Consider the following 24549-nt stretch of genomic DNA (forward strand, 5'->3'; position numbering starts at 1 on the left):
TTTTTTGAATTTGTAGTGATTTAAAAAAAACGCTAAGATCGCAAAGCTGTGAACAAACTTTGTCAAAGTCTTATTGTGTTTTCCCGTAAGGTATAATCCAGTTATTCAATAATTTGTTTATAATTGCAAAAAAATTAACAAGAATTAAGCTCTTTAATTAATCTTCAAAAACACAAAACCCAATGATTATGAAAAAAATATTATTATTTTTAGGAATTTTGCTTTTAACAACTTCTTGTAAAAAAAGCAAACAAGAAAAACTACAAAATGAAATTGAAAGCAAGATCAAAATACAACTAAATGACCCTAACAGTTATGAGTTTAATTATTTCTATTTAGATTCTTTAGAATACATGACAAATAAAGAAGAAATCAAAATAATTTTAAAAGATATTCAAAATCTTAACAAACAAAAAGACGTAAAATCAGAAAAAATGGTATCTCTTTTAAAATCAAAAAGTGAATTTCTACAATCATTAAATAAAAATAAATACAAGGGAACCTTTTCATTTAGAGCCAACAATAAATTTGGAGCTAAAATTTTAGCTGAATATGCTTTTGAGGCTGATAGTACTTATACAGTATTATATCTAATAAACAACAATAAAGATACAATATACAAGGACGAAGTAATTATAAATGATGAAATAACTAAAGACATAAAGAAATTACAGCAAAATTAAACCCCATGCTAGCGCGAGCGTTCCGCTCGTGAACGCAATCCAAATAAAAATGAATAATAGTCACGAGCGGGACGCTCGCGCTAGCGAAGGTGATTTCTCGTTCCTCGAAATGACAAAAAAGCCGTCGTGTTTTCTCGCGCCAGCGAAACATAAAACCAAACAGCACAAAAAAGCCTGATAAATTAATTTTATCAGGCTTTTTTTTTGTGAAAAGAATAAATTATTTATCCTTCAATATTTTCTCTAAAAACTCCACTTTATCTTTTTCGGACTGAACCAGACGTTCGTAAAGTTTTTTAATCTACTTTGACTTTTATTTCCTCTGCAAACAACAATTTGATGTTTTCGTAGGAATTTTTTAAGGCCTCTTTTATTTCAACAGGGTTAAGCCACGCTACTTTTTCGATGCCTTCTTCTGCCTGTCCGTGCGGAATTCCTTCAAAATCAGATTTCATTTCGAACCAGTGCGTGATTTTGAGTTTATATTTTCCGTTGCGTTTAAAAACGTGATATGTCTTTTCTAATTTACTGATAATTTTTAATTTACCAACACCTGTTTCCTCTTCAACTTCACGCATGGCAGTGTCTTCAATCTCCTCGCCTTTCTCGATTCCTCCTTTTGGAAGATCCCATTTTCCGTTTCTGAAAATGAATAAAACTTCGCCCTTTTTGTTATAAACCAATCCTCCTCCGGCTTTGTTGACCGGGATTTTGGCTTTTAGGGTTTTCATTATTTCACTTTCGTCGGGATGGTATAAACAGGCTTTTTGAATTTTATTTTGAAAAATTTTTACTATAAGTTGTTCGATATCAATACTTTCAAGCAAGAACAATTGAAAATCTGTTTCCTTTGAGATTTCATTTGTCAAAAAAAGTGGTTTGTCGTTTACAAAAACTTTATACATTTGTAGTATGATTTTTAATAAAGATACAGCCGAAAAAACAGCCGAATTGCTTTTGCAAATAAATGCAATTAAATTGAATCCAGAAAATCCTTTTACATGGGCTTCTGGATGGAAATCTCCTATTTACTGCGATAATAGGTTAATTCTTTCATTTCCACCCATCAGAAATTACGTTCGTGATGAGTTTGCCAAAAACATAGAAAAACAATTTGGAAAACCAGATGTCATTGCCGGTGTTGCCACAGGTGCTATCGGAATTGGTATTCTTGTGGCCGAAAGCCTTGGATTGCCGTTTGTATACGTGCGCCCTGAAGCCAAAAAACACGGAAGACAAAATCAGGTAGAAGGTTTTTTGCAAAAAGGACAAAATGTTGTTGTAGTTGAGGATTTGATCAGTACAGGAAACAGCAGCTTAATGGCTGTTGAAGCTTTGCGTAATGAAGGTGCCAATATCAAAGGAATGGCAGCGATTTTTACCTATGGTTTTAATGTAGCAGAAGAAAACTTCAAAAACGCCAATATCGATTTATACACCCTGAGCAATTATGAAAACTTGTTGAACTTAGCGGTAGAAAAACAATACATTACTGAAGATCAACAATCTGCTTTACAGGAATGGAATGAAATTCCGTCTACCTGGGGACAGGAAGAATAATTTTAGATTATTCCGGTGTCACTTTGCAAACTTTGCGTAATTATATACAAAATTCACAAAAAAGCCTTGCGCCCTTTGCGGTTAAATAAACCAGATTTAATTAAACAAAAAATATATGAACTTAGAAAGTCCAAAAGTTACTGTTCAGAAATCAGCTCAGGATTTATTTGATTTGCTGACTGATGTTAAGAATTTTGAAAAATTAATGCCGGACAATATTGCTAAATTTGAAGTTATCGGCGAAGATGCTTTTATTTTTGGATTGAAAGGTATGCCGGAAATCAAATTAAAAATGAAAGAAAAAGTAGCTCCAAACAAGATTGTTCTGGGTGCTGCAAGTGATAAGCTTCCGTTTACGCTGGTTTCTAACATTGATAGTGTTTCTGATTCAGAAAGCGCTGTTGAGCTGGTTTTTGATGGTGAATTCAACGCTATGATGGCAATGATGATCAAAGGCCCAATCAGCAAGTTTATTGAAACTTTAGCAACAAATATGACGAAATTGTAATTAGCAATTGTCAATTATAAATAAAAGCCCGGTTTAATGATCGGGCTTTTTTTATTTAGCCATAGATTAATGGATTAAAATAATTTTGGCTGTAAGAGATGAGTATCAAAAAAATCTTAGAGCCTTAGCATCTCAGAACCTTAGCAACTCTAATAAAGCATCTGAATCTCCTTTATATCAAATTCCGAAACCGAATCATCTTCTAATAATATCTGGATTTTTCCGACCGGAGAAACGCCTTGTATGATTCCCATAAAATTTTGCCCCGAAGCTTCGGAATGAAGATTTTTAAAAGGCATCGGAACTCCTTTTCTGAATAAATGATTAAAATATTCGTTCCAGAAAATCGCTGATTCGGTTTCCCAAAGTTCAATTTTTTCCTTGATTTTTTCAGTGATTAAAGAAGGGAAAATATCCTTGTCAAAAGTTCTTCCTGAAATTAAGGCCAGGGACGATGCATTTGGAAGTTCTTCATAATTTGTCTGGTTAACATTGAGCCCTAATCCGACTACTGACACAATTCTGCCATCACTTTTAATAGTGTTTTCTATTAGTATGCCACCAATTTTTTTGTTGTATGACATAATGTCGTTTGGCCATTTTATACTTAAATCAGAAATATCTAATGATTTTAATGTTTCGATTACAGCAAGTGAAACGATAATATTGAGATCAAATACCTTTTCGTTATCAAACAGGAAATCCTTTACCAAGGCACTCATAATTAAGTTTTTACCCGATTCAGACTGCCATTTGGCTCCCATCTGCCCCTTTCCTTTTGTCTGATTTTCAGCAGTTATGACTGTAAAATTATCCAGTTCTTCATTGCTTGCCAACGCCTTTAAGAAGTCATTTGTAGAATCTATGGCATCGAGTTTGATTAGTTTCATTATAATAATTTAAATAACTTAATTTAATATTTTGTTAAGGTTCAAAAATAATCACAAATTTTGGTAACTTTACAGATTCATATAAAATAATTCATGGCGAAAAAGACTATTAATAATGATGTTCTGTTGGCGAACATAATCAAAGGAATTGAAGAAGTAAAAGGAAATGATATCGATATTCTTGACTTAAGAGAAATAGACACGGCTGTTTGTGACTATTTTGTAATTTGCAACGGAAGCTCTAACACTCAAGTTAATGCCATTGTAAACTCAATTCAAAAAACAGTATCAAAAGACCTAAAAGACAAACCGTGGCACGTAGAAGGAACCGACAATGCCGAATGGGTCCTGATGGATTATGTGCATATCGTAGTACATGTTTTCCAGAAACATATCCGTGAATACTATAATATCGAAAGCCTTTGGGGTGACGCCAAAATAACTACAATCGAAAACAAATACTAAAGAAAAATTTTTCTAATGGCTAAAGATAATAATCCAAATCCGAGTAAATTTAAAATAAGTCCCTGGTTAATATATACCGCAATACTTCTGGTTTTTTTATTTATAAGTTTTGCTACGGGAGGTTCTAACTTAAGTGAACCTGCTCAATTAAAATCGTCTGACATTGATAATATGTTAGCCAAAGGGCAAATTAAAAATGTTATTATATTTAATAATAAAGATGCTGAAATTTACCTTTCTGATGCAGCATTAAAAGACCCTGCAAATAAAAAAGTAGCCAAAGATATGTTTGACAGACCTAACAAAGGTCCTCATTATACTACCAAATTTGGTGATCTAAAATCTTTTCAGGAAAAGCTTGACAAAGCGAAGGCAGAAAAAAAACTAGTTGATTATGATTTTAAAGAAGCAAGTAACTGGAGTGATATTTTAGTTAGTTTACTTCCAATAATCATCATTATCGGTGTATGGATTTTCATTATGCGCAAAATGTCTGGCGGAGCCGGTGGCGGTGGCGGACAGATTTTCAATATTGGAAAATCTAAAGCGAAACTTTTTGATGAAAAAACAGATATCAAAACAACATTTAAAGATGTTGCCGGTTTAGAAGGTGCAAAAGAAGAGATTCAGGAAATTGTTGAATTCCTTAAAAATCCGGAAAAATATACTAATCTTGGAGGTAAAATTCCAAAAGGAGCTTTACTTGTAGGGCCTCCGGGAACTGGTAAAACATTACTTGCAAAAGCGGTAGCCGGTGAAGCTCAGGTTCCTTTCTTCTCATTATCAGGTTCTGATTTTGTTGAGATGTTTGTAGGTGTTGGTGCATCACGTGTTCGTGATTTATTCAAACAGGCAAAAGAAAAATCTCCTGCCATTATCTTCATCGACGAGATTGACGCTGTTGGTAGAGCAAGAGGAAAAAGCAACATGTCAGGCGGAAATGACGAAAGAGAAAACACTTTGAACCAATTGCTAACAGAAATGGATGGTTTTGGTACAAACTCTAACGTAATTGTTCTGGCTGCAACCAACAGAGCCGATGTTCTTGACAAGGCTTTAATGCGTGCAGGACGTTTTGACAGACAGATTTTTGTTGACTTACCGGACATTAGAGAAAGAGCAGAAATTTTTAAAGTACACTTAGCTCCTATCAAAAAAGTCGAAGGACTTGATTTAGATTTCTTAGCAAAACAAACTCCTGGTTTCTCAGGTGCTGATATTGCAAATGTTTGTAATGAAGCGGCATTAATTGCTGCACGTAACAACAAATCTGCTGTTGACAGACAGGATTTCCTTGATGCTGTAGACAGAATTATTGGTGGTCTTGAAAAGAAAAATAAAATCATCACTCCGGAAGAAAAAAGAGCAATTGCGATTCACGAAGCAGGTCACGCAACCGTAAGCTGGATGTTAGAGCATGCTGCACCACTTATTAAGGTAACGATTGTTCCTCGTGGACAAAGTTTAGGAGCTGCATGGTATTTACCGGAAGAAAGACAAATCGTAAGAACAGATCAGATGTTAGACGAAATGTGTGCTACTATGGGCGGAAGAGCTGCTGAAAAAGTAACTTTTGACAGAATTTCGACTGGTGCACTAAGCGATTTGGAAAAAGTAACACGTCAGGCACGTGCAATGGTAACCATTTATGGTCTGAATGATAAAATTGGTAATGTTACCTATTATGATTCAACCGGACAAAGCGAATATAATTTCTCTAAACCTTATTCTGATGAAACTGCCAAAATTATCGATGCAGAAATTTCAGAATTAATTGAAGGACAATACCAAAGAGCTATTCAGATTCTTGAAGAGAATAAAGACAAGCTAAATCAGCTGGCTGATATCCTGATAGAAAAAGAAGTTATTTTTAAAGATGACTTAGAGACAATTTTCGGAAAACGTACTTTTGATAAAAATTTAGAAGAATACGTTTCGTAAATTATTCAATAAATATGCAATATTTTTTAAAATCTTAATTCAAAATAGCCTTTTGAATTAAGATTTTTTTATCTTTGAACGTTTTCAATTAACATGTAAAGTATTTCATATAAAAATGAATTTTTTCAAAAAAATATTTGGTTCCGGCGACTCCGCTTCAGATGAAGAACATGTAAGCGAATATGGAGGACATACCACAACTCCAGACAGTCATTTATCGATTGACGAGAGGTTCATTTTTAATTTCAAAAAAAATGGTGGTAAATTTTTGTATTGTGAAAACAAACAGGAAGTTGCAGAGCAGTTTGAAAATATTCTGGAAGAAAACGATTGGTTTGAAAATGAAGTTTTATGTTATGAACCGGGTTTATTTAGTTTATTAGACGAAAATAAACTGCTTTATTTTTCACCAAGAAACCCTAAATTTTTACTGGCAACCTGCGAAAATCTTATCGCTGACGAAGGATCAATATTGTTTTCATCTAAACAAATCAGACAGGACAAACCAAATGAATTGCCTGCCAATATTGTCATAATAGCAACTACAAGTCAGATTCTTTCTATGAAAAGTGACGGACTTAGTGCTATTAAGCATAAATACGAAAGAGACTATCCAACCAATATCACCACAATAAAATATTTCGAAAAAGCAAAAGAAGAAGATTTTACACAATACGGCAGTGTTGCGAAAAATTTATATTTATTGCTTTTAGAAGATCTTTAAGATGAATGAAACACTGAAGAGAACCATTTCTGGTGCTGTTTATATCGCTTTGTTATTAGCTTCTATTTTGTTTTCTACCGAAAGCTTTATTGTTCTTTTTGGTATTTTCCTAATCATAACAATTTATGAATTTTCTAATCTGGTAAAACTGAATAAAATCTTTTCGATTGCATTCGGTACTTTACTATATTCTGCAATTGTATTAGTTGGCCATTACAACAAACAAACTACCGCATATCTTAATAATTTATTTAAATCAGATTTTGATTTAATTACCAATATCCAGGAATTAAATATGGTACTTCTTGCCGTTACCATTGTAATAGCAATAAAATGTATTTTGTTCTTGTTTTACGATTCTGTACAACAGATCAGTATTTCTTCAAAGTATCTATACTTACTGGGGTACATTACACTTCCTTTTATTTTTATTGTAAAAATTTCCTTTGGGACCAGTGATTATAATCCGAAGATTATTATTGGCTTATTTGTCCTTATCTGGACAAATGATACGTTTGCTTACCTGGTAGGAAAATCAATTGGAAAACATAAGTTGTTTGAACGTGTGTCTCCTAAGAAAACCATAGAAGGTTTTTTAGGCGGAGTTGTTTTTGCTGCATTAGCTGGTTTTTTGATTTCAAAATTCTACATTCAGCCAAATCCTGCTTTTAGCAATAAGTCTATTTTAATATGGACAATTATTGCCTTAATTGTAAGTGTCTTTGGGACGATCGGGGATTTGATCGAATCAAAATTTAAAAGAATTGCGGGCGTAAAAGACAGCGGTTCTATAATGCCCGGACACGGAGGTATCCTAGATCGATTAGATAGTGTTATATTTGTAGCACCAATTATATTTTTATTTTATCAAATTTTATATTATGTTTCATAAAGAAGGTGGCCCGTCAATTTTATTAGGTACTGTTTTTACTGTAGCCGTACTTTTAATTGCTGATAGATTTATTGATATCTCTTGGCTTAGAATGCTTGTTCAAATTGCAGCGGTTGTAATTTTGATTATTATTTTGCAATTTTTCAGAAACCCTAAAAGAATTGCTATCAGAGAAAGCAATCACATTCTTGCTCCGGTAGATGGAAAAGTGGTGGTAATTGAAGAGGTTTACGAAGGGGAATACTTTAAAGACAAACGTTTACAGGTTTCTATTTTTATGTCGCCTATTAATGTGCACGTTACGCGTTACGCAATGGACGGTATTATAAAATTCAGTAAATATCACCCTGGAAAGTTTTTAGTTGCATGGCACCCGAAAGCGAGTGAAGAAAACGAAAGAACTACTGTAGTGATCGAAAATGAAACTTTCGGACAGGTTTTATACAGACAAATTGCCGGTGCTTTGGCACGCCGAATTGTAAATTATGCACAAGAAGGAATGCAGGTTGTTCAGGGTACTGATGCCGGTTTTATAAAATTTGGTTCAAGAGTAGATTTATTTTTACCTTTAGGTACACCTATTAATGTGGAATTAAACCAAAAAGCAATTGGAGGAAAAACCATTATTGCGACAAAAGCTTAAATGACCATAAAAGATTTAGATACCCGTTTCTCGGAAGCTGTAGAAATTGCAATGAAAATGACTCAGGCTTCTTTGCCGCAGGATGTGCAGCTAAGGCTTTATGCTTATTACAAACAGGCAACTTTTGGAACAGCCGTGTATAATCAATCTGAAAATTTTGATTTGCGTGATGCCTTCAAAACAAATGCCTGGATGCAAATTAGCCATATATCGCGAGAGGAAGCGAAGGAAAACTATATCGAAATCATTAATTCACTAACAACAAAATAATTTTTATTATGAAGAAAAACATTGTTCGTTTCAGTATTTTAACTTCATTATTAGCATTATTTTCTTGTAATGACAATAAGCTAACTGAAGTAGTAGAAGTTCCTTTACCAACAAAAGAAGAAAAAATAACAATCGGTTCTCCTGATGATGTAAAAGCAGATCAAGGTTCTTTTGCTTTGACAAAACTTGGATTTTCTTATGATGGTCTCTCACCCGACATTCGGTCTCTTACTTTAGAAACACATTATTCCAAACATTATTTGTCTTATACCAATAATCTGAATAAGGAAATTGTTTCTACTGAATTTGAAAATATGTCCATTGAAGACATTCTTAAAAAAATGGATCTAAGCAATGCAAAGCTTCGTCAGAATGCAGGTGGTTATTACAATCATACGCTTTATTTTAATATTCTTACCCCAAAAGAGCAAACTCCAAAAGATACGCTTGTGGGCTCAATTAATAAAGAATTCGGTTCTTTTAATAACCTTACCAACCAATTCAAAGGGCAGGCCGAAAAACAATTTGGTTCTGGCTGGGTTTGGCTTGTTGTTGACAGATACGGAAAACTGCAAATTACGACTACAGAAGACCAGGATAATCCTTTGATGAAAAATGCATTGATTCCCGGGACACCAATCGTGGGAATTGACCTTTGGGAACATGCGTATTACCTGGATTACCAAAACCGAAAAGGAAGTTATATTGATGCTTTCTACAAGCACATTAACTGGGAAAAAGTAAACGAAAATTACATAGAGGCTTTGAAGAAAGTCAAAAAAGTACAAATCATACAAAAAGCTGATACAAATTAAGTATCAGCTTTTTTGTTTAAAGTATAAAAAATCAATTATTCTCCCTACCTTCATAAGGCATTTCAAAAATTTATCTTTTTTAAATATTTTTGCTTTGTATTTCAGTTTCCTCCATATCGCAAATATAAATTCACTTCATTTACAATATATTGTAATAAAAATATTACATTACAATCACATTTTGCGCCATTAATTAGTAATAAATTCTAATGTTGTTTTGAAAAATAGTAAAGCAGTTATTTTGAAAATTAAATTTATTCTCATTTCGTGTATATTGTTGGTATTCTTTGCTTGTGACAGTAGAGATAAACAGACTTCTATTGATAATACTGCACCGGAAATAGTAGGCAATTCTGTTCAAAAGAATATTCAAAATGAAAAATTTGAATCTTTTTCAGATTCATCCCGAACATCCGATATTAAATATTCATCTGAACAATTGGATAATACAGAAGGTCTGTCTAATAGTTCTATCAATACTATTTTTCAGGATTCTGAAAATTTACTCTGGATTGGAACATGGGATGGTTTAAATCGATATGATGGAAGTAATTTCAAAATCTTCAGACCTGAATTAGAAAAAAAAAATAGCCTGACCAATCAGGTTATACTCAAAATTGATGAAGATGACAAAGGCAAAATCTGGATTTTAACCATTCATGGAATAAATCGGTATGATAAGAAAACAGGGCATTTTGAGCGTTATTTTTTTTCAAGGAAAAATATACCGCCCTTATCGGAATCTGAGTTTAATCTGGCACTTGATTCTTCGAAAAAGGTATTTTGTGCTGCAAAAGACTGGGGAATTGGTTACTTTGACGGAACTGCTTTTCAATTATTAAAATCAAAAAATATCCCAAATAAGGCTGTAAAGAAAATGGAATTCGCTAAAACAGGTGAATTGCTGGTTTTATTTGAAAATAATGAACTTTACAGTTTAGTCATTCAATCTGAAAATGATGGAAAAAAAACAGTATCAAAAGTAAAACTGATTTCCAGTAACATCCGGTCGTTTGAAGAAATTTCAAAACAAAAAATTTTTACAATATCCCTCAACGGAAACAGCAACTTCTACTCTTTAATCAATAATGAAGCTACGGCATTTTCTTCAAAAAATATTGAAAAAATTATAGGCACTACTTCTGCAGGACTTATTGTTTCAGACAAATCAGGGTATTTTATTATTGATCAGGATGGTACTGTTAAAAACTATGACTGGTTAAAATATTTAGACAATCATAAAGTAACAACACTAATTAGAGGAAATGAAAGTATCCTTTGGGCGGGAACAGATGGTGATGGAATTTTTAAAATAAGCCCTTTCAAAAATCCGTTTAATCTCATCTCTAAACTTCAGGTTCCTGAATTGGATGGCGCAATTGTGAGGACATTTTTGAATGTAGAAAATAATTCTTTCTGGATTGGTACAAAAGGAAAAGGACTATTCAGGTTTACTTCTAATTTTTATGACAACCCTGAAACAATAAACTATAAAAATTTTAACGAAAGCAACAGTCTCATTAATAATGCTGTTTTTTCTCTCTGCAAAGGACAAAATGATTTAATTTTTATTGGCACTGACGGAAATGGCATTACCGTTTTTGATTTAAAAAAATCTAAATTAATTAGCTGGGCAGAAATTAAAGGCACTGAAAATTGCGATTATTTTAAATCCATTTATTCTATTTATCAGGATAAAGAGGGTTTTATTTGGCTTGGAACCAATGGCGACGGAATGATTCGCTGCAAAATTATACGATCCGGAGAGAAATTACTGGTTACTGATTTTAAAAAATACCTTGCTTACAGTAACACAAAAAATGCTTTGAGCAGCAATATTATTTTTTCTATAATTCCAAAAAACGATAATGAGCTTTGGATTGGAACGCGATTGGGCGGGTTGAACTTATTTAACAAAAGAACACAGCTGTTTACCATTTATAAAAATGTCGTGAATGATCCAAAAAGTCTTTCAAACAATGATATTCTCTGTCTGGCAAATGATAATAAAAACAGGCTTTGGATAGGTACAAGCTTTGGTTTGAATTTATTAGAAAATATAAAAAGCGATGGTAAAGCAGTATTCAGAAATTTTACGGTAAAACAGGGACTTCCCAATAACACGATTCACGGAATTGTTTCTGATAAAAAGAACAAGCTGTGGTTAAGCACCAATTTTGGTTTGTCTAACTTTAATCCCAATAAATTAAGATTTACTAATTATACCAAAAACGACGGCCTTCAAAATAATGAATTTGCAGATGGGGCATTTTATAAAGATCTGAAATCTGAATTTATCTTTATGGGAGGAATAAAAGGGTTTAATTATTTTTTACCCCAAAAAATAAAAGAATCTGCTGTTATTCCAGATGTGTTTATTGATAAAATCAGCGGGCAAAATCAGTCCATTCCTTATTATCAGAGTCTGGTAATAGTGCCAAATTCGGTTAGTTATCCTTCGATTGTTTTAAAGCATAATCAAAACTTTTTTGATATTGAGCTAACGGCACTGACCTATATAAATACCGAAAAATGCCAGTATGCCTATCAGTTGATGAATTTTGACAAAGGCTGGAATACCATTAATAACCGAAGAATTATTTCGTTTACGAACGTTCCTAAAGGAAATTATGCTTTATGGATAAAATGGTCTAATAGTGACGGTGTCTGGAGCAAACCGGTTCATGCAATTGATATTTGTATTAAGCCTGTGTTTTGGCAATCAAATCTTGCCCTTATAATTTATTCTTTGCTGTTTTTGGCTTTTGTATTGTTTGTACATAGTTATTATAAAAAACGTCAGTCGCTGAATCAAAATATCCTCTTTAGAAAAAGAGAACAGGAGCTTCATGAAAACAGGCTTACTTTTTTTACCGATATTGCTCATGAGTTTCAAACTCCGTTAACGCTAATTGTGGGCCCTATCCAGAAACTTTCTGAAGCAGCAAACCTCAACGAAAGAAATCAGAAGTTTATACAAATGATTCAGCGAAATTCTTCCCGTTTACTGTTTCTAACACAACAGCTACTTGAATTTAGAAAAGCCGAATATGATTATCTGGAAGTTACCGTAAAAGAGTTTGACCTGGTAAATTTGGTTGAACAAATTGCCGAATTATTTGATGAATGGGCATTAGATAAAAATATAGAATATAAACTCGACATACCTCCTGCCCTTCCCGGCTGGTTCGATAAGGATAAGATTGAAAAAATAGTTTTTAATTTAATGTCGAATGCTTTTAAGTATACTCCAATAAATGGAAAAATAGACCTTAAATTATGTATTGAGGACAACGATTCTCAAAAATTAAATATCACGATCACCAATACAGGAAAAGGAATTCCAAAGGAAGAATTAGACTCCTTATTCAATCAGTTTTTCCTGGCAGATTCCAGTAAAGAAACAGACAACAATATGTTTAGAACCGGTATTGGTTTGGCATATGTAAAAAAATTAGTTGGTGTATTAAAAGGTGAAATTCAGGTTTCAAGTACTTTAAATAAAATAACAACTTTTACAATACTGCTGCCCTGCAACAAAGAAGCTTTTAGTGAAAAGGAGCTGGATACCGCAATAAGTCCTATTTTAATTTCGCATCACTTAAAAAATATCCTCGAAGAAAACCCGGTTAAATCTGAAGAAACACCGGATAAAATTTTATCGTTAGATGACCTTGCCGATAATCGAAAAGTAATCTTAATAGCTGAAGATGAAAAAGAAATTCATAGACTTCTTGACGAATTGTTAAGCGAAAAATACAAACTCATTAAAGTTTATAATGGGCTTGAAGCTATGAAAATACTTGAAGATACACTACCTGATATCATTATCAGCGATGTAATGATGCCATTTATGGATGGTGTTGAACTTTGCAAAAAAATTAAAACCAATCTTAAAACCTGCCATATCCCTTTTATAATGCTTACCGCAAAAGATTCGGTTGTGCATAGAATCGAAGGAATAGAAAGCGGCGCAAACTCTTATATCCCAAAGCCATTTTATCCGGATCATTTATTAATAAGAATACAAAAACTACTGGAAGAAAAAGAATTGATCTCAAGATATTTCCAACAAGATACTCTTGTTGAAAATCTATCGGACCTTAATATAAATGGCGAGGAAAAAGATTTTATAAAAAAAGTAATCGAACTAATTCGGAACAACATTGATAATGAAAATCTGCAGAGTTTATTTATCGAAAAAGAATTAGGCATTAGCAACTCCCAATTGTATAGAAAAACAAAACAACTTTTTGGTTTTTCGCCGGGAGATTTAATTCGTACCATCCGATTAAAATATGCAGCAGAATTGTTACGAAAAAATAAGCTCACCGTTTCTGAAGTATGTTATCAGTCGGGCTTTAATAATCGCTCTTATTTTTACCGTGAGTTTAAAAAACTATACGACTTAACTCCCAAAAATTATCAGCTCAAACACAAATCAAAGAGCTAAAAACACTACAACTGATTGATCTACAGCGAATAAATTTCAGTGTACACTTTTGAAGAAATAGTGTACACGATTTCTTGTATACCCAAACTAATTTTATAAACGATAATTAATTCAAACGTTATCGTAAAATTATTACACATATCTAACTTTCAAAAACCATGAAAAAAAACAATCAAATCAGTAGTTCAATTAATACTTCCTTATCATGATAACAAAACATATTTACAAATTGTTTCTGTTTGGAACAATTATGTTTGGAAGCATTATGCATGCCCAAACCGTTAAAGGTGTAGTTTCAGATGTTGATGGTCCAATGCCACAAGCTAACGTCAATGTAAAAGGAACTTCTAACTATGCCACAACCGATTTTGATGGTAATTATATCATTAAAAACGTAGATCCAAATGCTATCCTTGTTTTTAGTTACATAGGGTACCAAACTCAGGAAATAGCTGTTGCAGGTAAAACAGATTTAAATGTAACATTAACAGCAAATTTAAACACTTTGAATGAAGTTGTTATTGTAGGATATACCAGTGAAAAGAAATCTTCCATAACAGGTGCAGTAGCCACTGTAGATATGGCTGAGTTATCTAAGACAAAAGTATCCGACGTTGGCCAGGCTTTGCAGGGGCAAGTGGCCGGTGTTTCGGTTTCTGCCAATACAGGCGCTCCCGGAGACGGACTTAAAATACGTATTAGAGGTGAAGGCACACTAGGGAACAATGAAGTCCTTTATGTTGTAGATGGTGTTGCAACACGCGATATATCTTTCCTGAATATGTCTGATGTAAAATCGATGACCGTATTAAAAGATGCTGCCGCTACGGCTATTTACGGATCAAGATCTTCCGGAGGTGTTGTTATCCTTACAACAAAAAGCGGTGTAAAAGGAAAATCGAATATTGAGGTTGAATATTATTCCGGAACCAGTTATGCTACGAACCTGCCTAAAATGCTAAATGCAGACCAATATCTAACGGTAATGGATCAGGCCTGGCACAACTCTAACAATAATCCTGCTAATGCAGTAAGTCCATATAGCATTGACAGAACCAACAGAAAAGTCAACGGAATAGCATTGTCTGATACCAATTGGTTAAAAGAACTATTTGCTTCAGGCAAAACAGATAATTTACAGCTTTCGTTTAGCGGAGGTTCTGAGAAAACGCAGTATCTGATATCTGGCGGTTATTTTGGCCAAAATGGTATTGTCGTTGGTGACAAGGATACTTATAAGCGTATTAATTTCAGAGCCAATATTAATACTGAGGTTACAGATCGTTTTAAAGTTGGAACAAACTTTCAGATTACAAGCAGCAAACAGGATAAAATGTCATCAAGCGGAGATGCTCCGGGTGTAATCAGACATGCATTATTACGCCCGTCTGTTTTAGGAGTTTATAAAAATGTAAATGATCCTAAATATAAAGCAAATGATCCTTATACTGACCTTCCCTTCTATGTGAGCAACAATCCTAATGACGGGTGGAATAAAAATTATGAACTTACCTCTAACCCTCTTGCCATAGTTCATTTTACAGATGATGTAAGATCAGCATTTAAAGCTTTTGGAAATGTATATGGAGAATATGCTTTCCTTGCTGATAAATCATTGAAATACAGAAGTAATTTTGGAGCAGAAATCATCTTTGATCACAATAAAGCTTTCGGAGAAAATTTTGGCGATGATAATGACAACGACCCAAATGAATTATATCCGGGTCAAGGCAGGCAAAACAGACCTTCGAATCTGAATGAAAACAGAGGAGAAGCAACGACTTTTACTTTTACAAATACGTTAAATTATACCAAAACCCTTGCAGAAAAACACAGTATTAATGCATTGTTGGGAGAAGAAACAGTTAGTTACGACCAATCTGCTGTAGGCGGAAGCAGAATAAATTATAACAATACAACTGATCCTTTTCGTTATCTGGATTACGGAAGCGATATCAGTAAAAACAGCTCAGGATCAGCACAAAGCTGGAACCTTATTTCCTTCTTCGCTTCTGCCAATTATGGATACGACAATAAATATTTTGCTTCAGGTACTATAAGAGCCGATGGTTCGTCCCGTTTTGGGCCTAATAATAAATGGGGTTATTTTCCTTCTGTTTCGGGAGGCTGGGTAATGTCCAGAGAAAAATTCATGGAAAATGCAAAATGGGTTTCTAACCTAAAATGGAGAGCCAGCTGGGGACAATCAGGAAATCAGGAAATCCCTAATAATGCTTATGAAACTCTTGTTACCGAAACTGGCGGAATCATAAACGTAGTTCGTTACGGTAATCCTGACCTAAAATGGGAAACGACTACGCAAACCAACTTTGGTCTTGATTTAGGTATATTAGATAATAAACTGACTTTCTCTGTCGATTATTTTGATAAAACGACAAATGATATTTTATTAGCAGTTGGCTTACCATCTGCAACTGTTGGTCAAATCAACAAAACGTATGTTAATGCCGGTGTTGTAACTAATAAAGGATTTGAATTTGGGGCTAATTTTCAAAACAATGACCATGAATTTAAATACGGAATCAGCGGAAACATTGCTACCCTAAAAAATAATGTTGAGCAGCTGCAGCAATATGTTTCGGAAATTAATGATGATAAAACGCATACAAAAACCGTAGTTGGGCAACCTATAAGTTCATATTACGGGCTAAAGTTTGATGGCATTTATCAAAATCAGGCAGAAATAACATCAACACTATACTCAAATACAAACGGTGCAAAGCCGGGTGATATCAAGTTTAAAGATATAAATGGAGATGGACAGATTAATGCTGATGACAGAACATTCATCGGAAGTTCAATTCCAAAAATAACCTATGGTTTTTCATTTAATGCTGAATATAAAAGATTTGATATGTCATTCCTTTTCCAGGGAGTTTCAGGAGTAGATCGTTATAATGACCTGAAACAAATTTTAGATTATGACAGCCGTCCTTTCAATTCTACAACTGCAGTATTGAACGCGTGGAATGGTGAAGGCACAAGCAATACAACTCCTCGCAATACGCTAAATGATAACGGAGGAAGTCAGGTTTCAAGTGTTTTTGTTGAAGATGCCTCGTATTTACGATTAAAAAATCTTGAAATCGGATACACGTTTGATCCTAAAATAATTGGTGACACCTATTTAAGATTGTATATATCAGGGCAAAACCTATTAACATTTACGAAATATACAGGTTTAGATCCTGAATCAACTTCTTTTATAGATCAGGGAACTTACCCGCAATCTAGTTCAATACTAATGGGTTTAAAATTTAAAATTTAATAAACGAACCATGAAAAATATCTATATAACAGCGATCATGATTTCGCTATTAGCATTAACAAGCTGTCAGGATGAACTTACCACAGATCCTATCGGATCACAAACTCTGGAACAGGCAAATTCTAAACCAACATTAACGTCTGTAGAAAGTTCTGTAACCTCTTCTTACGATATGTTATCCAACAGATTAAATCAATTGGCAGAATGGGATTGGAATGCCGGTTTGGTATTTCAAAATGACATTATAATAGATGATGTGGCATCTGATGATATGGAAAAAAAATGGTCGCCTGACGGGGATCAGCCATGGATGGATGAAATCAATAATTTTACTTTCACTTCTACCAATGGAGGACCAAACGGATTATGGAAATACGATTATGAAGGGATAAAAAGAACTAACATCGCATTGAATTTTCTATTAAACCCGGATATTGAATCGCTTACCGGAATTACTACACAAAGAAAAAATCAGTTAACAGGTGAAGCTTATTTTTTACGCTCCTATTATTATTTCTCATTAGTAACTAATTTTGGTGATGTGCCTTTAATTCTGGCTCCTATAAAAACATATCAGGAAGCTTTTGATAAAGCCGTAAGAGCACCAAAAGAAGCCGTGTGGACCCAAATTAAAACCGACTTAGAAAAAGCAAAAACACTTTTGCCCAATTCAAAATATTCATCGGCTACAGATAAATGGAGGGTTTCTAAAGGAGCGGTTATTGCGCTTCTTGCCAAAACGGCGTTATATAACAAAGACTGGGCTAGTGTAACAACATTAGTTTCAGAACTGGAAACAACTGGTTTTTACAGTTTAAATGCCAATTATTTTGATAATTTCAGTGTAAATACTGAATATGCAGATAACGAAGTTATTTTCTCTTACAACCACGTTAAGCAAGCTGATCCAAGAAAAGGAAATGGAATTTGCGCTCCTCTTGGCTGGGGATTTTTTGCACCAAGTGCCGATTTCTTAGCTTCATTTGAGCCTAATGATCCTAGAAAATTATATACCGTAAATACTACAGAGCAATGGGTTAATAAACTTTTAGGAACCACAAATGGCGGCAATAAAGGCGATGATGATGCTCCAAACAATAAAGTGTTTATTCGTTATGCCGATGTTTTACTTTGGAAAGCAGAAGCCCTTAATCAAACCGGTAATTATTCAGGCGCTATTGACATTATAAACCAAATTAGAGCCAGAGCCAGAAATACAGTAACAACGGTTACGGTCAGAGTTCAGGATCCGGCTTCGCCAACAGATCCGGGCAAAACCATTCCGGTTACTACTGTTGGTCCTCCCCCGCCGGCAGGAACATTACCAGACAGGCCAAATTCTGGCGATAAAGCGGTTGTAAAAGCCTGGCTTATTTCTGAAAGAAGAGCTGAACTTGGTTTTGAAAATCAAAGAATGCCTGATCTGAAAAGATGGGGAATTGCAAAAGAAGTCATGAAGGCACACGGAAAAAATTTCCTGGATAAACATATGCTGTATCCAATTCCGCAATCAGAAGTAGATGCCTCCGCAGGGCTTTTGACACAAAATCCCGGATATTAATATTTAGAACTTCAGACCTAACAGGTTTTATCCGTCCCTATCCCGAAGTTTCGGGACGGGATCGGGACTGTTAGGTCTCCATTTACCATAACATCGAACTAAACAATATGAAAGACATAGCAAAACGTTTTGCAGAAAATCCATTATTATCACCTACAGATATTCCTGCAAGTAGAGAAGGATTAGAAATTACCTGTCTATTGAATCCGGGTGTATTTCAGTTTCAAAATAAAACATGGCTTGCCGTGAGAGTTGCCGAAAGGCCTGAACAAAAGGATAATATAATTTCTTTTCCGATATTGACAGAAACAGGCGAAATTCAGATCATCGAAATCTCAAAAGACGATCCCGAATTAATTGCAGACGATGCCCGTGTTATCAATTATAAAGGAACAGATTATTTAACGACATTATCACATCTGAGATTATTATGCAGTGATGATGGCCGTCAGTTTTATGAGCCGGAAAATTATCCGTCTTTAGTTGGTGAAGGTATTCTGGAAACTTTCGGGATTGAGGATTGTCGTGTTGCCTTGATCGAAGGAACCTATTATCTAACCTTTACTTCAGTATCTGATAATGGTGTTGGGGTTGGTTTACGTACCACTACCGATTGGAAAAACTTTAAAAAACACGGTATGATATTACCGGCGCACAATAAGGATTGTGCCATTTTTGAAGAAAAGATAAATGGATTATTTTATGCCTTACACCGTCCTAGCAGTGTAGATATTGGCGGAAATTATATCTGGATTGCTTCATCTCCGGATGGAATTCACTGGGGAAATCACCATTGTATCATTAGAACCAGAAAAGGAAATTGGGACAGTAAAAGAGTCGGGGCCGGAGCTGCTCCAATAAAAACAGATCAGGGATGGCTGGAAATTTATCATGGAGCCAATGAAAATCATCAATATTGTTTAGGTGCTTTTTTAATGGATTTAAATGATCCTTCAAAAGTTATTGCAAGAACAGAGGAGCCAATTATGGTACCTACAACTCAATATGAATTAAGCGGATTTTTTGGTAACGTAGTGTTTACCAATGGTCATATCCTGGAACCGGACGGAGATACTCTTACTATTTATTACGGAGCTTCGGATGAGTTTGTTTGTGGTGCTCAATTTTCGATTAAGGAGATTCTTTTACTTTTAAAAAATAACTAATGTTTAAAAAACTTATATCAGAAATTGATCATTTTAAAAGCCAGACCCATAATTTTCGAATACTAATTTTTACCAACTTAGTTTATGCATTGGTATTACCTGTAATTGATATTTTTGTTGCTGCGTATATTATGCGAAATTCAAATGACACTTCTAAAGTTGTTATTTATCAATTGGCAATTTATACCGGGATTCCGCTTACCTTTTTATTAAATGGTTTCCTGCTGAAGTACTTCAATATCCGAAAATTATATTCAATTGGAATGATGCTTAGCGGTGTTTCAATGATTATCATGATGTCATTAAGAACATTGGACCTACTTGGAATTGGTATCGCCGGTATCACTATGGGACTTTCATTTGGTTTATATTGGTCAAATAGAGATTATCTGGCCTTGTCTATCACAAATGATAATAACCGAAATTATTATTATGGTTTAGAGACTTTTATATATACGATAATTGCCATTGCAATTCCTGCAACAATTGGCTGGTTTATACAGTCTAAAACAGGAGAAGACCAAAAACACCAGGCTTATGTAATCATTACTGCTATTGTTTTTTTGATTACCATTATTGCTTCAATAGTTTGTTACAGAGGTAAATTCGAAAATCCTGTTCAAAAACAGTATATATTTTTCAAGTTTCATCCTTTATGGTACAAACTATTATCATTGGCAACCTTCAAAGGTCTGGCGCAGGGATTTTTGGTTACTGCTCCGGCAATGTTAATTTTTAAAATATTAGGCGAAGAAGGGGCATTAGGACAAGCCCAATCTATAGGAGCAATTTTAGCAGCTATTATAATCTATTTTATTGGCCGGTTTTCAAAGCCTTCAGACAGAATCAAAACTTTTTCTGTTGGGCTAATTTTATTTGCTTTGGGAGCTTGTATCAATGGAATTTTATTCGATAAAACCGGAGTAGTAATCTTTTTGCTACTATTACTTATCGCAAAACCTCTAATGGATTTAGCTTACTTTCCTATTCAGTTAAAAGTAATTGATATAGTATCTAAAATTGAAAAAAGAGGTGAATTCACCTATATCCTAAATCATGAAGCCGGTTTATATGCTGGAAGACTTTTGGGTGCCGGAACATTCCTGACTTTATATTATGCAGTTTCTGAAGATTTTGCTTTGAGATATGCCATCGGAATCATCGCTTTACTACAATTATGCTCAATTTTTATCAGTAAAAAAATCATCAAAAAAGGATTAGAACTTTCTCCGGAAGAAGAAACAGATTCTAAAGTATTAGAAGCAACAGCAGTAAATCTGCTTTAAAAAATAATGATAATGAATACATTTGTAAAAATTTCAATTTCGTGTTTGCTCGTGTTAAGCCTGACAGCATCCGCACAAATAAAACAGCAAAAAATACCTCGTGTAGATCAAATGCCCAATCTACCGCAGCCATTAAAAATTATCGATTATAAAAAACTGGCTTTAGATTTTGATAAAACAGTCTATGACTTTAATGCCAAAGGCAAATTTTGGCCAATGGTCTGGGTAGATGACACCCAAAAGAATTTTCCGCAAAAAGTGGTTGGTTTATATACCGCTGTAGCTGATGTAAGACAAGGCCCTGATCATAACAAAGGGATGTTTCACGAAGCTTTGGCAACAATGGGTGCAACACTAGGCGCAACTTTGGTCGGGATTGATAAAAACAATCAGCAAAACCTGAACTATGTCGCAATGTTGAAAAACTATTTCAACAAAGAAACCAACTGGAATATTATGATGAATAATACCTGTCCTGAAGTTGCTTTGCTGGGCGGTGGTTATGGTCGTGACTGGTGGTATGATGTATATCCGAATCTTTTGTTCTTTGCTGTTTATGACAAATATCCTAATGAGCCGGGCTTTTCAGAAATTGCCAGAACTATAGCGGACAAGTTTTATGAAGCCGATGTAATTCTGAATGGAAATTATAATTATTCTTATTTTGATTATAATAAAATGACCCCAATGACAAACCATATTTGTACACAGCCCGATGCGGCTGCCGGACACGCATGGGTATTGTATATGGCTTATAAAAAGTTTGGAGATGCCAAATATTTAAAAGGAGCGCAAAGTGCATTAGCCGCATTAGAATCGCAATCGAAAAACCCCACATACGAAGTATTAATGCCATTTGGAGCTTATTTGGCGGCGAGAATTAATGCCGAGGAAAACACAAAATACGATACCGGAAAGATGCTGGACTGGACTTTTGACGGAACACCTATTTGTCGTGAAGGCTGGGGTTCATTGGTGGGTAACTGGAATGGTATTGATATTTCAGGTATTTTTGGCAGTACCGTTGATCATGGTGGTTATGGTTTTTTAATGAATACTTATGACGCTGCATGGCCATTAGTGCCAATGGTAAGATACGATCAATCGTATGCAAATGCAATTGGAAAATGGATGCTGAACGCTGCCAATGCTTCTCGTTTTTTCTACCCGCAATATATGCCCAATGAACATGAAACAATTCCGGAACTTGCTGAAGTTACAAAAGGAGTAATTGGTTACGAAGGAATGATTCGTAAGTCCGGCTATAAAGAATACGAAAATCTAAAAGGTCCGGTAGCACAAGGCGACGGCCCGCTTTGGGTAGCTGGAGAAAATCCGAAAGAATCTCAATTCAGCGTTTACGGAAGCGGTCACGCAGGAATTTTTGGTAGTATTATCCGTGAAACCAATGTTATCGGAATATTACAGCTAAACTTATTAGCAACAGATTTTTTTAGAGATAAAGCTTATCCGTCATATCTGTATTATAATCCATATTCTACCAGTAAAACGGTTACTATTAAAACCGAAAAAGGCAAAAAAACAGATTTATACAATACCGTTGCAGGAAGTTTTGTAGCCCGAAATGTTACTTCATCTTCTAAAATAAATATCGAAGCATTAAGTTCGGCTGTAATTATTCAGGTTCCTTCTGGAGGAAAAATAAGCTATGAAGGCTCAAAAATGCTAATTAATGATATTGTAGTAGATTATGAGTATCAACAAAAAAAGTAAGAGATTGGGTCCTATGAAGTTCCGCAGAAACAAAGCATATTGTAGGGATGGATTTTAATCCATCTTCGCAATCATAATCGATAATAATATTATGAAGTCTAATACCCTGAATTATATATTTATTTTTTTAATAATGATAAATATAAATCCAGCAATCGCTCAAAAAACAGCCGACCAAAAATGGTGGAAAGAATCTGTATTCTACCAAATCTATATGCCGAGCTATGCTGATAGCAATGGCGACGGATATGGTGATTTTAAAGGAATGACCCAAAAACTGGATTATTTACAAAGTCTGGGAATTAAAGGCATTTGGCTCACACCTTTTCTAACTTCTCCTAAAATAGATAATGGTTATGATGTTGCCAATTATTATGAAGTAGATCCAACGTATGGCAGTAAAGCAGATTTTGATTCTTTTTTAAGTGAAGCTCATAAAAGAGGAATCAAAGTAATCATCGATATGGTTTTTAACCATACGTCTACAGATTGCAAATGGTTTCAGGAATCCAGAAAGTCAAAAGACAATCCCTATCGTGATTATTATATCTGGAAAGACGAGCCTAATAATTGGGAATCATTTTTTGGAGGAACTGCCTGGGAAAAAGACACTTTAACCAATCAATATTATTATCATAAGTTTGATAAAAAAATGGCCGATCTTAACTGGTCAAACCCAAAAGTAGTTACTGAGGTTCAGAATATACTTCGCTTTTGGCTTGATACCGGTGTAGATGGTTTTCGGTTAGATGTAATCAATTTCCTGACTACTAACGGAATTACAAAAGATAACCCGATAAAAGACGGACAGCAGGATCATATAAATGACATTGATCAGGAAGGTGTTAAAAATGCTATGCAAATTATAAAATCTACCGTAAGCGAATATGACAACCGCTTTATTGTGGGAGAAATTGGAAGTGACAAAATAGAAGTTTTAAAACAATATCAATCGCAGGATTTATTAGATGTTGTATTTAATTTCAATTTTGGAAGCATCAAATCTTTTTCGTCCCAGCGTATTTTTGATGAGTTGCAAAGCATGGAAAAAAACATGAGCAATTATCCAACTTTGTTTTTTGGCAGTCACGATATGCCCAGAATGATCGACAGACTTTCAGACGGAAATCCGGAGAGAGCTACTGCTTTGGCTGCTTTAATTCTAACAGCAAAAGGAGTTCCGTTTATTTATTATGGCGAAGAGATCGGAATGCATAATATTGTAGCGAAAAATATAACTGAAATGGTCGATATTCAAGGCAAAACGCATTATAAATTAGCGCTTGAAAAAGGCAAAACAGAAAGTGAAGCACTTATTGAAGGAAACGAACACAATCGTGATAAATCGCGTAGCCCGATGCAATGGAATCCAGATTCATATGCCGGATTTTCTAAAGAAAAAACCTGGATTAAGATCAATCCTGATTATAAAAAAACGAATGTTGCCGTTTTACAGAATCAAAAAAAATCTATCCTTAACATCTATAAAAAATTAATCGCTTTAAGAAATAATGAAAAAGTTTTACAATACGGAATGTATGAGAATCTTGAAATTCAGGGAGACCAAATTTCATTTACAAGATCTTTTGAGGGTGAAAAAATTACAGTTATCATTAATTTTGGTTTAAAAAAAGAAATAACATTACCCGCTAATGTCAAAGTATTAATT

General features: G+C 34.3%; 19 protein-coding genes. 17 read left to right on the top strand and 2 right to left on the bottom strand.

The genetic code is table 11. The features are described from left to right. Positions 1-188 precede the first annotated feature (188 nt). Positions 189-683, top strand: a complete 495-nt coding sequence (locus DCO46_RS03225; RefSeq protein ID WP_116751137.1) for a hypothetical protein — start codon at positions 189-191, stop codon at positions 681-683. Between the two features lie 296 nt (positions 684-979). On the opposite strand, the gene DCO46_RS03235 is transcribed toward DCO46_RS03225, so the two are convergent. Beyond that, positions 980-1588 carry an NUDIX hydrolase gene (locus DCO46_RS03235; protein WP_116751138.1) on the bottom strand — a complete coding sequence of 203 codons (609 nt, stop codon included), beginning with the start codon at positions 1586-1588 and terminating at the stop codon, positions 980-982. Between the two features lie 7 nt (positions 1589-1595). Here DCO46_RS03235 and pyrE point away from each other — a divergent pair, with 7 nt between their 5' ends. Together pyrE and DCO46_RS03245 are read left to right on the top strand one after the other, a co-directional pair. Beyond that, on the top strand, positions 1596-2243 hold the full coding sequence (gene pyrE / locus DCO46_RS03240; protein ID WP_116751139.1) for an orotate phosphoribosyltransferase: 648 nt from the start codon (positions 1596-1598) through the stop codon (positions 2241-2243). 115 nt (positions 2244-2358) lie between these two features. After that, positions 2359-2751, top strand: coding sequence for an SRPBCC family protein (locus tag DCO46_RS03245; RefSeq protein ID WP_116751140.1), 393 nt, complete (start codon positions 2359-2361; stop codon positions 2749-2751). Between the two features lie 149 nt (positions 2752-2900). Here the strand turns inward: DCO46_RS03245 and DCO46_RS03250 are convergent, their stop codons facing one another. Beyond that, positions 2901-3641 (bottom strand): biotin--[acetyl-CoA-carboxylase] ligase, encoded by a 741-nt coding sequence (locus tag DCO46_RS03250; protein ID WP_116751141.1) that lies wholly within the window; start codon positions 3639-3641, stop codon positions 2901-2903. Positions 3642-3734: 93 nt separating this feature from the next. Here DCO46_RS03250 and rsfS point away from each other — a divergent pair, with 93 nt between their 5' ends. From rsfS to DCO46_RS03320, 14 genes are all read left to right on the top strand, one after another. Further along, positions 3735-4106: a ribosome silencing factor gene (gene rsfS, locus DCO46_RS03255; RefSeq protein WP_007809313.1), complete on the top strand. Its 372-nt coding sequence runs from the start codon at positions 3735-3737 to the stop codon at positions 4104-4106. A gap of 15 nt (positions 4107-4121) precedes the next feature. Beyond that, positions 4122-6047 (top strand): ATP-dependent zinc metalloprotease FtsH, encoded by a 1926-nt coding sequence (ftsH, locus tag DCO46_RS03260; protein ID WP_116751142.1) that lies wholly within the window; start codon positions 4122-4124, stop codon positions 6045-6047. Positions 6048-6162: 115 nt separating this feature from the next. Beyond that, positions 6163-6771 carry a lactate utilization protein B/C gene (locus DCO46_RS03265; RefSeq protein WP_116751143.1) on the top strand — a complete coding sequence of 203 codons (609 nt, stop codon included), beginning with the start codon at positions 6163-6165 and terminating at the stop codon, positions 6769-6771. 1 nt (position 6772) lies between these two features. After that, the gene (locus DCO46_RS03270; RefSeq protein WP_116751144.1) at positions 6773-7663 is read left to right on the top strand and encodes a phosphatidate cytidylyltransferase; all 891 of its coding nucleotides are present in this window, start codon (positions 6773-6775) and stop codon (positions 7661-7663) included. Continuing rightward, positions 7653-8306: a phosphatidylserine decarboxylase family protein gene (locus DCO46_RS03275; RefSeq protein WP_116751145.1), complete on the top strand. Its 654-nt coding sequence runs from the start codon at positions 7653-7655 to the stop codon at positions 8304-8306. Before DCO46_RS03270 ends, DCO46_RS03275 begins: the two co-directional genes overlap by 11 nt. Then, positions 8307-8576: an acyl-CoA-binding protein gene (locus DCO46_RS03280; RefSeq protein WP_116751146.1), complete on the top strand. Its 270-nt coding sequence runs from the start codon at positions 8307-8309 to the stop codon at positions 8574-8576. A gap of 8 nt (positions 8577-8584) precedes the next feature. Then, positions 8585-9391, top strand: coding sequence for a superoxide dismutase (locus tag DCO46_RS03285; protein ID WP_116751147.1), 807 nt, complete (start codon positions 8585-8587; stop codon positions 9389-9391). A 217-nt stretch (positions 9392-9608) separates the two neighbouring features. Then, on the top strand, positions 9609-13844 hold the full coding sequence (locus tag DCO46_RS03290) for a two-component regulator propeller domain-containing protein (protein WP_243416242.1): 4236 nt from the start codon (positions 9609-9611) through the stop codon (positions 13842-13844). Between the two features lie 205 nt (positions 13845-14049). Then, positions 14050-17133: a SusC/RagA family TonB-linked outer membrane protein gene (locus tag DCO46_RS03295; RefSeq protein ID WP_116751148.1), complete on the top strand. Its 3084-nt coding sequence runs from the start codon at positions 14050-14052 to the stop codon at positions 17131-17133. 10 nt (positions 17134-17143) lie between these two features. Continuing rightward, complete coding sequence (locus tag DCO46_RS03300; RefSeq protein ID WP_116751149.1) at positions 17144-18694, top strand: RagB/SusD family nutrient uptake outer membrane protein; 1551 nt, start codon at positions 17144-17146, stop codon at positions 18692-18694. A 107-nt stretch (positions 18695-18801) separates the two neighbouring features. Further along, positions 18802-19860 (top strand): glycoside hydrolase family 130 protein, encoded by a 1059-nt coding sequence (locus tag DCO46_RS03305; RefSeq protein WP_116751150.1) that lies wholly within the window; start codon positions 18802-18804, stop codon positions 19858-19860. After that, positions 19860-21146, top strand: coding sequence for an MFS transporter (locus tag DCO46_RS03310; protein WP_116751151.1), 1287 nt, complete (start codon positions 19860-19862; stop codon positions 21144-21146). The genes DCO46_RS03305 and DCO46_RS03310 overlap by 1 nt, the downstream gene beginning before the upstream one ends. Before the next feature lie 12 nt (positions 21147-21158). Next, a complete protein-coding gene (locus DCO46_RS03315; protein ID WP_116751152.1) occupies positions 21159-22880 on the top strand; it encodes a hypothetical protein in 1722 nt (573 codons plus the stop codon). 133 nt (positions 22881-23013) lie between these two features. Then, positions 23014-24549: alpha-glucosidase (locus tag DCO46_RS03320; protein ID WP_243416243.1), on the top strand; the 1536-nt coding region annotated here is incomplete at its 3' end.

Source organism: Flavobacterium sp. HTF, assembly GCF_003105115.1.
In the GTDB taxonomy this organism is placed as follows: Bacteria; Bacteroidota; Bacteroidia; order Flavobacteriales; family Flavobacteriaceae; genus Flavobacterium.